Here is a 13,563-nt window from a genome sequence, read left to right as displayed (position 1 = left end):
AACGCGCGCGACTACTGGCGCATTTGACGCCGGTCAGCGCTCTTGAAAATTCGCATTGCGAATTTCGAATTCGTCTGATTGATTCATCTTTCTCATTCGCGCAAATTTCGTGTGGCGCAACCATCACCGATTTGTCGAGAAAGGAGACCCGATGAGTGACGAGTCGAACGTACCGCCCCATCTTTCCTTCACCAGCAGCTCACTTGCTGCACGCGTGACCAAGGCCAGCAGCACCATCCGGCTGATGCCAAGGCGAAAGCGACTGTTGGATTGACGCACGATTGAATCGGATTGGTTGATTCGGTTGGCCTCATTTCATTTGTTGCAGATTTTCCGCAATGGTTTGTCCATGGATAGCGGCCGCGTTTCGATGTGATATGGCTGGCGCCCGATATAACGAGGATAAGAATGGCGGAATTCGATCGCGTGACAAGTTATTTGACGGGGCGGCAATCCGCGCATCTGACGCTGATGCGGCGCAAGTCGAAGCGCGATCCGGAGACGGGCGAACTGCCTCCCATGCCCACGGTGTCGGTCGTATCGTGGGTCGTGCGCGAGGCGATCTGCGAGCCGTACAGCGTCAAGGCGGTCGTTGCCGCACCGGTTGCGATTCCGAGAAAGACGGTGCTCGGGCAACTCGCGAAATTTTCGGTTCGACCCGAGGACGGACGCGCCAAGCGCGAATTTGCCGGCTTCGTGACGCAGTTCGACTCCGTATCGGAATCTCGTGATGGTTACACCTACCGTATTGTGATGCGCCAGCATCTGGCCGTCATGGACGGCCCGAGCAATTGCGCCACGTACCAGGGAATGGCCTCGTGGGAAATCATCAAGGAGATTTTGGCGCGTTACGACCTCCGCTTCTGGATACAGGTCGAATTCAATCTACGCCGCGAGCATCCCAGGCACCCATTCCGCTTCCAGTACAACATCGGCGACTGGGACTACATCAAGCTCGAGATGGAGCAAGCGGGCCTGTATTGCTACACAAGGACCGGCGAGCACGGCGACGTGCTGGTGATCGCGGACGACGTTGACGGCTATATGCGCCCCGCGATACCTGTACTGGATCGTCCTACTGCCGGGCTGGCGACCTTCGAGGAATCGATTTTTTCCTTCAAGGTCCGCTCGCGCGTCGTGCCGGAATCCTATGTGGTTGCCGACTACAACCCCGAGCAGGCGTGGGAGCGCTTCCGTGCCGAGGACCGCGCCGTATCGGACGACGAGAGCATGATCGGCAAGCCCTATGTCTGGGGCACGCATCACGACGACGCCAAAGGGGCCAAACGCGACGCACAGTTGCGCCATGAAGCGGCACGCGCCAGCCAGATTCGTTACTCGGTGGAGTCGACCGTGCTGGCGATCCGGCCTGGCAGCATCGTGCAGTCTGATCGGGCGCTCGAGGATGCCGGCGCGGCAATGTTCGTGACAGCGGTCGTGCATCGCGGCGCGCGGAACGCGAGCTATGTGAACAGCTTCACGGCGATTCCGGCCGATCGCCCGTACCGGCGGGAAATTGACGAGCGTCGGTGGCCGAAAATTCCCGGCACGCTAGGCGCGACTATTACGTCGCCTGACAAGTACAAATTCGCCTACCTGACCGACAAAGGCGAGTACGTTGCGCGGTTTCACTGCGACTTCGGCAACTGGCCCAAGGGTGGGGAAAGCGTTCCGTTACGGCTCGCCAAGCCGTTCGCAGGCAGGAACCATACGGGCATGCACATGCCCGCGTTGGACGGCGACGAAGCACTGATCGGCTTTCGCGAAGGCAATCCGAACAAGCCCTTTATTGCGGCCTTTATCCACAATAGCGAGTGCCCCGACCTGATTAATTCGTCACGACGGCGCATGTCGCGTAACGAGATCCGAACGCAATCCGGCAATACGTTCTGGATGGACGATTGGGACAATCAGGAAGGCATCGAACTCGGTACGCAGCACTCTGGCCGCTCGCAACTCCATCTCGGCCATATGGTGGACCGCGCACTGAACCAGCGAGGCGCGGGTGCCGAACTGCGGACTTCAGGGCATGCGGTTGCGCGAGGCGGCGCAGGTGTGATGGTGACGGCCTACGACCGGCCGGGCGGCGCGGGCAAGCAGCTTGATATGGCCGAGACGATCGCGCAACTCAAGGAAATGTTGGCGCTAGCTGAATCGCTGGCGAAGTCGGCCGAGGCGTCGAAGGCATCGCCTGCGGATACCCAGGCCCAAAAGGCGATCAGCGACGGGCTGGACGAATTGAAAAGGCCGGGTGCGGTCGTGACTGCGCCGGGACCGGTTGGCGTGGTCTCGGGCGACGGCGTGCAACTCGCCGCCGATGGTTCGATCATCGGGACCGCGAAGAAAGGAGTCCACTTCAGCGCGCTCAAGAGGATCACCGCCGCTGCGGGCGGTCGGTTGTCACTGTTCGCGCGGAAGGGCATGAGCCTGATCGCGTCGGCCGGCGAGGTCATTGTGCAGGCCCAGCGAGGCCGCATGCAGCTTGCGGCGCAGGAAGACATGACGGTCGAAACGGTCAATGGCGTTTTGCACGTGAAGTCGCCGAAGGAAGTCCTGCTCAGCGTCGGCGGCTCGTATATCCGCGTGAATCCGGAAGGGATCGAGATGGGCTCGCGCGGCCGTGTGCACTTCAGGACAAGTGGCTTGAAGAAGACCGGGCCGGCTCAACTGGACCTGAGCGGCGCGGCGTTCGCGCCGGCTTTCGTGCCGTTCAAGACGGAGTGTGAGGTCTGGCGTACCAATCCGAATTTTGTACAAGCGCCGGCCTTGGCACTTGAGCCGAACCCGGCGCAATGGGAGTCACAGGGTAATAGAGGGGGCGTGCCGCCGGTCCGTGCGTCAGATACCGGCGCAACAGTGCCGCCATCATCCCTGGGGGACATCTTCGGTGGGAAATCAAGTGCGAACGCAGGAGTGTCAAGCGATCGCGGCCTGACAGTTAACGATCCGGACAATGAGCAACAAAAGTCATCAGGCCTGATCCGATTCAGCTATTAAGTCCCGCTCCGTGTAATTGGCAACTGGCTGATTTTAGTGAGTCAGTCAGCATGATGCGGGAGACGCCGACGTATCAGAAATACGGTTGGACGAGAAATGAGAGACTTAAAAATGGTGACGATCCGGTTATGTGTGCCGGAACAGCGCTCACCACATGCCAGTTCAACTACGATTCGAGTAATAAAACGCTGACGGCGAAGGTCGTTACCGCATTGGTGCCGCGACTGCTGGTGAAAATGAATCGGGTAACAGGAGAGCCGTTGCGCGACGAAAATAACCGGTACATTGTAGTGCAATATGAAACGTTCAGGAATGGAGCCAATTCCGGAAAATCGTTTGACGAGCATGGCTTGATGCAGGTCGAACGTGACCCGAAGGAAGTTGACGCTTCAACCTACAAGAACCAGATTGAAAGGACATTGAATCAGGGTAATTACAAGCTGATTCTTGATGGCTGTCAGAAGGGCGGCGCCTGCGGTTGCCGGATCGCCGTCAAATTCTGTGCTGATGTGCATGTGGTAAGGGCGGCTGACGCGCCAGTGCTCAACCCGAACATCACCATTAACCTGTATCCGACGACTGAGCGGGCAGATGCTATGAATTGGCCGGAAAAAGAGTATCAGAAGCAGGTGACAACAGGGCGATATGCGGAAAGATTTACGCAAACAAAAGCGCATGAAATCGGGCATCTCTTTAATTTTCCTGACGAATACTGGCAGCAAGGGGGATTTGTGCACTCGATTTATGTCAGGGATGGCGTGAATATCGATTTTGCGCTTGCCGATGCAAATAAAGATAAGAATACGTTCTGGATTATTGAAACTGAAACCAATCTGATGGGCGGTGGATGTCTTCAGCCGACGGCGACGATCTCCCCGTATTACCTCGAATACATCCGTAGGTGGTTCTCCGCTCATACCAACAAGTTGTGGAGGGTCGGCTATGACGCGCCAGTCAAGAAAGCATGAACAGATAACGAAAGGTGAGCCCAAAATATGGGGGGCACTCTTGTTGGACAGGAGTGATTTGCAGTTTTCTAACGTAGTTCGAAAGCTGGCGCTGTTGATAATTCTTGTATGGATGGGAGATGGATTCGTTATGGCGAATGATTTCAGCAACAGTGTCATGAAGCCGGGTGCGTTTTCCCTTTCGTGGTCTGGTGGCCTTGAATATGGCTCGAGAGAAATGACTTTTGATGGTGAAGGAAGGTTTTATTTTGCCAAAGGGGATACTATCAACGACGAAGCACAAACTGGTGTGGGTGTTTTTGTTCTCAGTCTGCAGAATAAAGATGCGCAGCAACTGAAAGACGTAGCTCACACTTTGTGTGACAAGGATATTCAGTCTGGCGGACCAGAAACCCATGATCCTGCCGCAACGTTCAGCGTTATCTGCCAAGACGAAGGCAAAGCCGTACGGAGATCAGGTTCATTGCGTCTGATTCCAGAGCGCTTCAGGCGTCAGGTTTTTGACGCACCTCTCAGGCTATCCGAGCAAGCACGCTCGGGTGGTCGGAAGATCATCAAGTTGGATTTCGAGACCGTGAGTATCGAGCATAAAGGCGATCATTACATCGTGTCGGTCAGATTTATCAATTCCGGCGATCGATGGATTAAATTTAAAACTCCGGATCTATTGCCTGGTAATACTCGGGGTGGAGGGCTTTCCATTGCGCCGTTTAGTGAGCTTGGGAGGATGCAGCCTCGCGATGATTGGGGTTTTAATTTGGCGGGTAAAACACTGATAAATAAAAATGAATTTCGGGATGGATTTGTCATGCTCAATCCTGGTGAAGGCAGGGTTTTGAGGGTCGAGGCTGTTCCGGATAATAAAATTTCAAAAGGTGTGTACGAGCTTTCCGGTGTGACTTTTATGAAAATAGAATACGAGGGTTATGGCTGGGGACTGTCAACGCATGTCGATTTTAGTCCGATTAAAAGCCAAATAACTTTCGATCGGGACTATCCTTCAACACCACAGGAGCGCGAGCAGTGGGAGACCACGCATCGCGCAAACATGTCATATCACGCGGTGAAGCCCGGTGATACGTTCGCTGAGGACGGCCTGTATCGCGCAGTGCGTCTGAATGCCGGCGGCAGCTACCGCAGCTTGCAAGTGATGCCGTTCAAGGCCGGCGACATCGCCACGACCGACAGCGTGAGGATGCCGATGGAGTCCGGAGACGGCGTCCATCTCAACGGACTGGTGCAATGGGTATGGGAAGGCAGTGCCCCGACCCCCACGAAGCCATTCTCGTCCGCCTACGTCGAAGGCACGGAGCAGTTCAGCTTGCCCGGCGCGGCGTGTCCGCGTGGCGGCCGTTGGGTGGCGCGCGTGCGCACGAATGCGGACTACTCGACGCCGGAATACCGCTATGACCTGTCCCGCATCGTCACGATGCGGCGCGGTCAGCCGATGCCGTCGATTTCGAACGACGCCGGCAACGCTGAATGGGAATGGGTGGGGGGCTGAAATGCGAGAACGTGCGCTGATCTATCAGCATGACCGGACGACGGCGAACGGCGTCGTGCTTGACGGCCTTGATGACGTTGAACTCGACGATCGCAAGTTGAGCCATGTGGGCGCGCGGGTCCAATGTCCTGCGTGCAACACCATTGGCCGGATCGAGCCGGTCGGTGAGCGCTCGGACCATGAACTGAGCGACAAACAGCCCGCGCTCGAAGACGACCTTTGCCGGTGCGCGTGTCATCCGTCGCCGCGGCTGATTGCATCGCAGCGCCACTCGATGATCGAAGCGTGACGCGATATTCACGGAGACGCGATGAAATTTCGCTGGGATCAACGCGTGCCGCCCGAGTGGCAGCACCCCAAACCGCCACCCGTATGGGTCTACCTCGTCTTGTTCCTCGTGATCGCGGGCGTGTGCCTGGCCTATACGGTGATAACGTGGCCGGCGGGCAAACCAGTTGGCTCGCCGGAATTCACGCGCTCCGCGCTGGCGGTCCCGTTTACTTTTTGGCTCACGATCTGCGCCGCGCTTTATTCGTCGTTTTACGACGGCTTGGCGTTTGAGGCAGCGGTCAGGAATGCGGCGCGCTGGCATTTGCTGGTCCGATGGCAGCGACTCAGCCGCGCAGGCATGGCCGTGCTCGACAGTGTCATTCTCACGCCCGAAGCCGACCTGGCCGAACGCATGCTGAAACTGGAAGGCAGTCCACCGGAGAATCCGGGGAAGGTCATGTTGCTTGGAGGCCTCGACGCAACCCACGTCGCGTCACGCGTCAGCAGCCTGCTGGAAACCCTTCTGACGCCACTGGCGGCGCGGCTGGCTGAGGCGTCGCGCAGCAACTCATTCGAAATCGTGATGCAGTGCGACCGGCAGGAATGGTCGACGGACGTCAAGGCTGTGTGGGAGCGCCTGAAGTTGCCAGGGCGGCCCTGTGTTCGATGGATCGACAACGACCGCAACGTGAACTTTGCGGAGAACTGGTTCACGGACAAAAGCGACTCGCCGTTTGCCTCTAGCCACTATGCAGTGGACGGAACTCCGAAGTATCGCCTCGTTGTCGCATGGCATTTGAATGATGACGCCCCCGGCATTGCGCCGGCGACATCGGAAGCCGCGGTTGCGCTTCTGCTCGGTTCGCGCGCGCTCGTACAGGAAAAACCTGAGCTAAAGCGGCAGGCTTGGCTACTTCGTCAGGTCGTCGGGGAAGCCGATCAGGTCGATAGGTCGCTGGCGTTGCTGCTCAACGCGGCGCAGGCGCCACGCGAGCGTATCCGTCACTTCTGGCATAGCCGGCTCAAGGGGCTCGCGCAACATGCGACGCTGGGCGCGGTCAGGGATGCCGATCTGAAGATTGACGCGCATGCGCTAGATCCGGCGATTGGTCCGCAGGCTCCGGTCGCGCGCTGGGTCCTTCAGGCGCTGGCCGGCAAGATGGCGTTATATGGTCAGGGGGCGCAGCTTGTCGCACTGCCTCACGAGGACGGCGTCGCGCTCAATCTTGTCGTCAAGGAGCTGCCGAGCGTGGACGCGCCGTGGAAGACGGACTACGAGTACAACCTGTTCCCAGCCGTCGAACTCGTCGCGTGTGTGGCGATGTGGGTATTCGGGATGCTGCTGTCCCCCGACAAGGCGTGGGGCACGTTCGAAACGGTGTTCACCAGTGTCATGGTTGTCGTCGTGATCTTGTGTGGTGGCTGGCGCATCCTCGCACAGCGGCTCTATGCCGACGACGTGTGGCGCCAATACGGGTAAGCAGCGATGAAGGCATTTCGGCAATTCGGCATTTCCCGGTTCGTGGCGTTGTGGTGGCTCTCGCTGCTGGCGTGTGCCGTCTGGATGACTGCGAGTTAGGGGTATGCGTCGGCAGTACTGGGTACGGCAACCCCTTTGCAATACGCGTTGATCTTTCTGGGCTTCACGGTGGGGCTGATCGCAGACGAACTGTGCGATCGATGGCGATGGCATCTCGCATGCATCTTTCATATAGAGGATGTCGTCGACGGCGTGTGTCCTGACCGGGAACACGAGATTGCGCAGGCGGCGGTGTGGCGCTGGTATGAGCATCGAGGCAAGCCGTGGTGGATCAGTTCACATCGGGAACGGCCCCATGTGCGCACAGCGGATGCGTGGCAGCGTTTTGAGGCGTATGACCGTGCGATGAAGCGGCAGATACGCGCGGCCCGAAACGGCGACGTATGACGTCGCATCGGCGTTCCTGATTCACTGGCGCCGGACTGAACGCTACCTGAACAGCCGCTCGCACAGGAAATCGACGAACACGCGCAGCTTCGGCGACAACTGCCGGCTCGACGGCCACACGATCGAGAACTGCCCGGGCGCGATCCGGTAGTCGTCGAGCACGGTGACGAGCGCGCCGTGTTCGAGCGCGTCGCGCGCGAGGAAGTCGGGCATGTAGCCGATGCCGAGCCCCGCGAGCACGGCGCCGCGCAGCGCTTCCATGTTGTTGCAGGTCATCGCGGTGCGCAGCGTGAGCGGCGTGCCGTCGTCGGCCGCGAGCGCCCAGTCCTGCAGCTTGCCGGTGGTCGGGAAGCAGTAGCGTACGCAGTCGTGCGCGTCGAGCTCGCGCGGCGTGCGCGGCGTGCCGGCCTGCGCGAGATACGCGGGCGTCGCGCACAGCACGAACGCGAACGGGCCGAGCCGCCGCGACATCAGGCTCGAATCCGACAGCGGGCCGCTGCGGATCACCGCGTCGAAGCCGCCTTCGACGACGTCGACCATCCGGTCGTTGAAATCGAGATCGAGCTCGACGTCCGGATAGCGCTGCCGGAATTCGGGCAGCACCGGCAGCAGGAAGCGGTAGCCGATCACCGGCAGGCTCACGCGCAGCTTGCCGCGCGGGCGCTGCGCGGACGCCGTCACGGTCGCCTCCGCGTCGCGGAAATCCTCGAGGATCCGCTGGCAGCGCTCGTAGAAATGCCGCCCCTCGTCGGTGAGCGTCACGCGCCGCGTCGTGCGGTTGAACAGGCGCACGCCGAGCGACTGCTCGAGTTTCGCGATCGTCTTGCCGACCGCCGACGCCGAAATGCCGAGCGCGCGGCCGGCCGCGACGAAGCTCAGCGCTTCGGCGGCGCGGACGAACGCGACGATGCCGGTGAGGTTTTCCATCGAATCGAACGGTGTGCGGACGACGCACGCTAGCGGGGCAATTGCGGAATTGTAGTCCGTTATATGCGGAGCTTCGCGTGGTTTTTCGCGGATTGAATCCGATTTATCTTTTGTCGCTCTGATGGCGCATCCGCGCCGGCTTTTGAGGAGCGATGATGGATCACCCTGTTTCAACTGCTGCAGTCCTGGCCGCGCGCCGGCGCACATGGGTGCTGGCCGCCGTCTGCATGGCCGCCGTCGCGCTGCCGCTGTCGTTTTCGGGCGGCGCGGTCGCGACGCCGGCGATCGGCCGCGACCTGCACGGCAGCCCCGTCGCGATGAACTGGATCACCAACGCGTTCATGCTCGCGTTCGGCAGCTTCCTGATGGCGTCGGGCGCGCTGGCCGACCAGTTCGGCCGCAAGCGCCTGTTCGCGATCGGCGTCGGCGGCTTCACGCTGATGTCGGTCGCGCTCGCGTTCGCGCCGTCGATCCTCGCGGTCGATTTGCTGCGCGCCGCGCAAGGGCTCGCGGCGGCCGCGGCGCTGGCCGGCGGCACGGCCGCGCTCGCGCAGGAATTCGACGGCGCGGCGCGCACGCGTGCGTTCAGCCTGCTCGGCACGACGTTCGGGATCGGGCTCGCGTTCGGGCCGGTGCTCGCCGGCGGGCTGATCGGGCATTACGGCTGGCGCGCGATCTTCGTGACGGGCGCGGTGGCCGGCGTGCTGTCGCTCGCGTTCGGACTGCCGCGCATGCACGAGTCGCGCGATCCGCACGCGACGGGGCTCGACTGGCCCGGCACGATCGCGTTCACGGCCGCGCTGACGCTGTTCACGTTCGGCGTGATCGAGGCGCCCGCGCGCGGCGGGTCGAGCCCGCTCGTGATCGCGCTGCTGGCCGGCGCGGCGCTCGGCGCGTGCGCGTTCGTGACGATCGAGACGCGCGTCGCGCGGCCGATGCTCGACCTGTCGCTGTTTCGCATCGCGCGCTTCGTCGGCGTGCAGGTGCTGCCGGTGTCGACCTGCTGCTGCTACATCGTGCTGCTCGTCGTGCTGCCGCTGCGCTTCATCGGCATCGACGGCTTCAGCGAGATCGACGCCGGCTGGCTGATGCTCGCGATCTCCGCGCCGATGCTGGTCGTGCCGCTCGTCGCGGCGACGCTCACGCGCTGGCTGTCGGCCGGCGTGATTTCCGGGCTCGGGCTGCTGGTCGCTGCGGCGGGGCTCGTGTGGCTCGGCATCGCGCTGCGCGGCGGCGCGGGGCCGGCGGCGATCGCGCCGATGCTCGCGATCGGCATCGGCGCCGGCATGCCGTGGGGGCTGATGGACGGGCTGTCGGTGAGCGTCGTGCCGAAGGAGCGCGCGGGGATGGCGACGGGCATTTTCAGCACGACGCGCGTGGCCGGCGAGGGGATCGCGCTGGCGATCGTCGGCGCGGTGCTGGCCGCGCTCGCGCAAGCGGGGCTTGCGCAGGCGGCAGGGGCCGCCGGCACGCCGGACGCGACGCTGCGGGCCGCCGCGCGGCTCGCGACCGGCGATCTCGCGGGCGCGGCTGCCGCGTTGCCGGGCGTCGGTCGTGCGGCGTTGGTCGCGAGCTACGCGCACGCATTCGACCGGCTGTTGATCGCGCTGGCCGTCGTCACGGTGCTGTGCGCGGTGGTGGTGTTCGGGTTTCTCGGCGGGCGGCCGGCTGTCGACGAAGCGGGCGATGAAGTAGACGGCCCCGCGCAGGCCGACGCCGCCGTGCCCGCATCGTCCGCTCGTTAAAGCCTCACCCGCCGCGCGTCACGCCAGCACGAGCGGCGGCAGCCCTGCCTCCGCGCGAGCTTGCGCGCATTCCACATCGATCACGAGATAGCGCAACGCATCCGGCCACAGATGCGCGCGCGCTTGCGCATCCTCGTCGAGCGTCGCGCGGCCCTGCACGAGCCAGGTCGTCTGACGCACGAAATCGACGAACAGCAGCGCGATGGCCGGATTCACGAGCAGGTTGCCGATCGTGTTGAGCAGGTTGTTGCCCGCGAAGTCGGGCAGCACCAGCGTGCGGCGGTCCGGGATATCGACGAGCGGCGCGAACGAGCCGTCGGCGCGCGGCTGGCGGCCGCGGTACGAACAGTCGGCGTTGCCGGCCGCATCGGCGGTCGCGACGATCAGGAAAGCCTGCTCGCGGATGAATGCGATGGCGTCGTCGGTCAGCGGGCCGCGATCGTTCATGGTGTCGGTCGGCGTGTGCGCCGTGGCGTGTGAATCCGCGACAAGCACGCAAGCGACATGCCACGCGGCGCGGCGCGCGCTGGCGGGCAGCGCGCCGCCGCGCACTGTGGAAATTCCGAACACCGGCCCCATCGTTGCGCAATCGCGGTGTTCAGAATCGGTACACCGGCCGTGTTGCGGACGTGAACACCGCACGGTGCGAACCCGCGCCGGCCGCGATCGACGTGCGCCCGCTCCCGCCCGTTCCGTTTGGCACGCATGTTGCATGAACGGGATCAGCGCATTCCAACCGGCGCTCTACTCACACAAGCACGATGAACAGGAGACATGTATGAACCCGTTTGACCTGAAACAACTGGGCCTCGACGTCGAATACCCGTACCGTCAGCAATACGACAACTACATCGGCGGCAAGTGGGTTCCGCCGGTGAAGGGCGAGTATTTCGAGAACGTGTCGCCGATCAACGGCCAGCCGTTCTGCCGCATCCCGCGCTCCGGCGCCGACGATATCGAACTGGCGCTCGACGCCGCGCATGCCGCGCGCCGCAAGTGGGGCAAGACGTCCGTGGCCGAGCGCTCGAACCTGCTGCTCGCCGCCGCCGACCGGATGGAAAAGAACCTGAAGCTGCTGGCCGTGGCCGAGACGATCGACAACGGCAAGCCGCTGCGCGAGACGATGGCGGCCGACCTGCCGCTCGCGGTCGACCACTTCCGCTACTTCGCGGGCTGCATCCGCGCACAGGAAGGCGGCATCTCCGAGATCGACGACAACACCGTCGCGTACCACTTCCACGAGCCGCTCGGCGTGGTCGGCCAGATCATCCCGTGGAACTTCCCGCTGCTGATGGCCGCGTGGAAGCTCGCGCCGGCGCTCGCAGCCGGCTGCTGCGTGGTGATGAAGCCGGCCGAGCAGACGCCCGCGTCGGTGCTCGTGCTGATGGAGCTGATCGGCGACCTGTTCCCGGCCGGCACGATCAACATCGTGAACGGCTTCGGCAAGGAAGCGGGCGAAGCGCTCGCGACCAGCAAGCGGATCGCGAAGATCGCGTTCACGGGCTCGACGCCGGTCGGCAAGCACGTGCTGCGCGCCGCGGCCGAAAGCCTGATCCCGTCGACGGTCGAACTGGGCGGCAAGAGCCCGAACATCTTCTTCGCCGACGTGCTCGACCAGGACGACGCGTACCTCGACAAGGCGCTCGAAGGGCTCGCGATGTTCGCGCTGAACCAGGGCGAAGTGTGCACGTGCCCGTCGCGGATCCTGATCCAGGAATCGATCTACGACCGCTTCATCGAGAAGGCCGTCGCGCGCGTCGAGCGCATCAAGTCCGGCCACCCGCTCGACCTGCAGACGATGATCGGCGCGCAGGCGTCGCAGCAGCAGCTCGACAAGATCCTGTCGTACATCGACATCGGCCGCGGCGAAGGCGCGCAATGCCTGACGGGCGGCGAGCGTACGGCGCCGGCCGCCGACCTCGGCACGGGCTACTACGTGAAGCCGACGATGCTGCTCGGCAACAACAAGATGCGCGTGTTCCAGGAAGAGATCTTCGGGCCGGTCGCGTCGGTGATGACGTTCAAGGACGAGCAGGAAGCGATCGAACTCGCGAACGACACGTTCTACGGGCTCGGCGCGGGCGTGTGGACGCGCAGCGGCACGCGCGCGTACCGGATGGGCCGCGAGATCGAGGCCGGCCGCGTGTGGACCAACTGCTACCACCTGTACCCCGCGCATGCGGCGTTCGGCGGCTACAAGCAGTCGGGCATCGGCCGCGAGACGCACAAGATGGCGCTGTCGAACTATCAGCAGACGAAGTGCCTGCTGGTCAGCTACCAGGCCGAGGCGCTCGGGTTCTTCTGATCGCCGTAGTCCGTGGCGAAGTGTCGGGGCCGGTTGGGCCCGGCACTTCGCGCGGTTCGATTCCTTGTTCGACAGTCGGCGTCGGTCGCGCTTTGCCGCGCAGCCGGCGCCGCTAACGATTCCGGTCGTCGCGGGCTCGCGGTCGCCCGGTGCGCCCACGCGTGCGACGACAACCAGCATGGCAGACCTGCCCCGATCCTTTCCACGTCACCCGGTATTCCATCCGGGCGAACTCGACGCGCAACACCGCTTCGGCGTCGCCGACGAAGCCGAGCGGATGAGCGACGTCGTGACCACGCGGCTGAGCGTCGGCGTACGGCAGTTCGTCGAATCGCAGCCGTTTATGTTCGTCGGCATGGCCTCCGGCGTCGGCGCATCGATGACCTGCGACATCGTGCAGAGCCGGCGCGACGCGAACGGCGACCTGCTGCCGGTGGTGCGCGTGATCGATACCAAGACGCTGCGGTTCGCGTTGCCGGCCGCGCCTGACGGCGATGGCGGCCGGATCGACGCGGCCGCCTGCGACGGCCGGGGCGTCGGATTGCTGTTCGTCGATGTCGTGCGCGGCCTGCGCTACCGGATCAACGGTCGCGCCACGCTGCGCGCCGATTTGCCGGAAGCGGACGCGGCGCCGTGGGCGGCGGACAGCGCGATCGTCGAACTGGCGATCGCGCAGGCATACGGCAATTGCGGCACACGGGTCGTGCGGCTGAAGCTGGCCCGGTAGCCGGTAGCCGGTAGCCGGGCGCGGGCGCGGGCGCGGGCGGCGGCGCGCATGCGCGGTCGCCGCGCGGATCGCACCGGCGGCGTGCGCGGCATGCCGCCTTCGGGTGCGCCCGCATGGCGAGCATCGGCCGGACAGCGTGGAATGGCGGCTTGCTCGCCGGGCCGTGCGGTTCGGCACGGGACTTGCGTGATAC

11 protein-coding genes are annotated in these 13,563 nt (G+C 63.2%); 9 read left to right on the top strand and 2 right to left on the bottom strand.

Translation table 11 applies throughout. From position 1 onward, the window contains the following. Positions 1–408: 408 nt before the first annotated feature. The 6 genes from HWX76_RS25405 (at position 409) to HWX76_RS25380 (ending at position 7,666) form a co-directional block, all read left to right on the top strand. Positions 409–2,997, top strand: a complete 2,589-nt coding sequence (locus HWX76_RS25405; protein WP_176016530.1) for a type VI secretion system Vgr family protein — start codon at positions 409–411, stop codon at positions 2,995–2,997. A 50-nt stretch (positions 2,998–3,047) separates the two neighbouring features. Continuing rightward, complete coding sequence (locus HWX76_RS25400; RefSeq protein WP_176016529.1) at positions 3,048–3,965, top strand: hypothetical protein; 918 nt, start codon at positions 3,048–3,050, stop codon at positions 3,963–3,965. Continuing rightward, complete coding sequence (locus HWX76_RS25395) at positions 3,940–5,469, top strand: hypothetical protein (protein ID WP_143328857.1); 1,530 nt, start codon at positions 3,940–3,942, stop codon at positions 5,467–5,469. Before HWX76_RS25400 ends, HWX76_RS25395 begins: the two co-directional genes overlap by 26 nt. Before the next feature lies 1 nt (position 5,470). Continuing rightward, positions 5,471–5,758 (top strand): PAAR domain-containing protein, encoded by a 288-nt coding sequence (locus tag HWX76_RS25390; RefSeq protein ID WP_046547487.1) that lies wholly within the window; start codon positions 5,471–5,473, stop codon positions 5,756–5,758. A 21-nt stretch (positions 5,759–5,779) separates the two neighbouring features. Further along, positions 5,780–7,219 carry a hypothetical protein gene (locus HWX76_RS25385; RefSeq protein WP_089488031.1) on the top strand — a complete coding sequence of 480 codons (1,440 nt, stop codon included), beginning with the start codon at positions 5,780–5,782 and terminating at the stop codon, positions 7,217–7,219. A 135-nt stretch (positions 7,220–7,354) separates the two neighbouring features. Continuing rightward, positions 7,355–7,666, top strand: coding sequence for a hypothetical protein (locus tag HWX76_RS25380; protein ID WP_124631507.1), 312 nt, complete (start codon positions 7,355–7,357; stop codon positions 7,664–7,666). Positions 7,667–7,708: 42 nt separating this feature from the next. Here HWX76_RS25380 and HWX76_RS25375 read toward each other — a convergent pair whose 3' ends face one another. Next, the gene (locus HWX76_RS25375) at positions 7,709–8,593 is read right to left on the bottom strand and encodes a LysR family transcriptional regulator (RefSeq protein ID WP_050015880.1); all 885 of its coding nucleotides are present in this window, start codon (positions 8,591–8,593) and stop codon (positions 7,709–7,711) included. A 155-nt stretch (positions 8,594–8,748) separates the two neighbouring features. Between HWX76_RS25375 and HWX76_RS25370 the strand changes: the two genes are divergently transcribed. After that, positions 8,749–10,338 carry an MFS transporter gene (locus HWX76_RS25370; RefSeq protein ID WP_050015882.1) on the top strand — a complete coding sequence of 530 codons (1,590 nt, stop codon included), beginning with the start codon at positions 8,749–8,751 and terminating at the stop codon, positions 10,336–10,338. Between the two features lie 18 nt (positions 10,339–10,356). Here HWX76_RS25370 and HWX76_RS25365 read toward each other — a convergent pair whose 3' ends face one another. After that, positions 10,357–10,785, bottom strand: a complete 429-nt coding sequence (locus HWX76_RS25365; protein WP_050016022.1) for a pyridoxamine 5'-phosphate oxidase family protein — start codon at positions 10,783–10,785, stop codon at positions 10,357–10,359. A gap of 331 nt (positions 10,786–11,116) precedes the next feature. Between HWX76_RS25365 and HWX76_RS25360 the strand changes: the two genes are divergently transcribed. Both HWX76_RS25360 and HWX76_RS25355 read left to right on the top strand, forming a co-directional pair. Further along, positions 11,117–12,643: an aldehyde dehydrogenase family protein gene (locus tag HWX76_RS25360; RefSeq protein WP_050015884.1), complete on the top strand. Its 1,527-nt coding sequence runs from the start codon at positions 11,117–11,119 to the stop codon at positions 12,641–12,643. Between the two features lie 178 nt (positions 12,644–12,821). Then, positions 12,822–13,370 carry a hypothetical protein gene (locus HWX76_RS25355; protein WP_176016528.1) on the top strand — a complete coding sequence of 183 codons (549 nt, stop codon included), beginning with the start codon at positions 12,822–12,824 and terminating at the stop codon, positions 13,368–13,370. Positions 13,371–13,563: the final 193 nt, after the last annotated feature.

The sequence above is a fragment of the Burkholderia sp. BCC0398 genome (genome assembly GCF_902833245.1).
In the GTDB taxonomy this organism is placed as follows: domain Bacteria; phylum Pseudomonadota; class Gammaproteobacteria; order Burkholderiales; family Burkholderiaceae; genus Burkholderia; species Burkholderia sola.
This window is presented reverse-complemented; position numbering and strand designations above follow the sequence as displayed.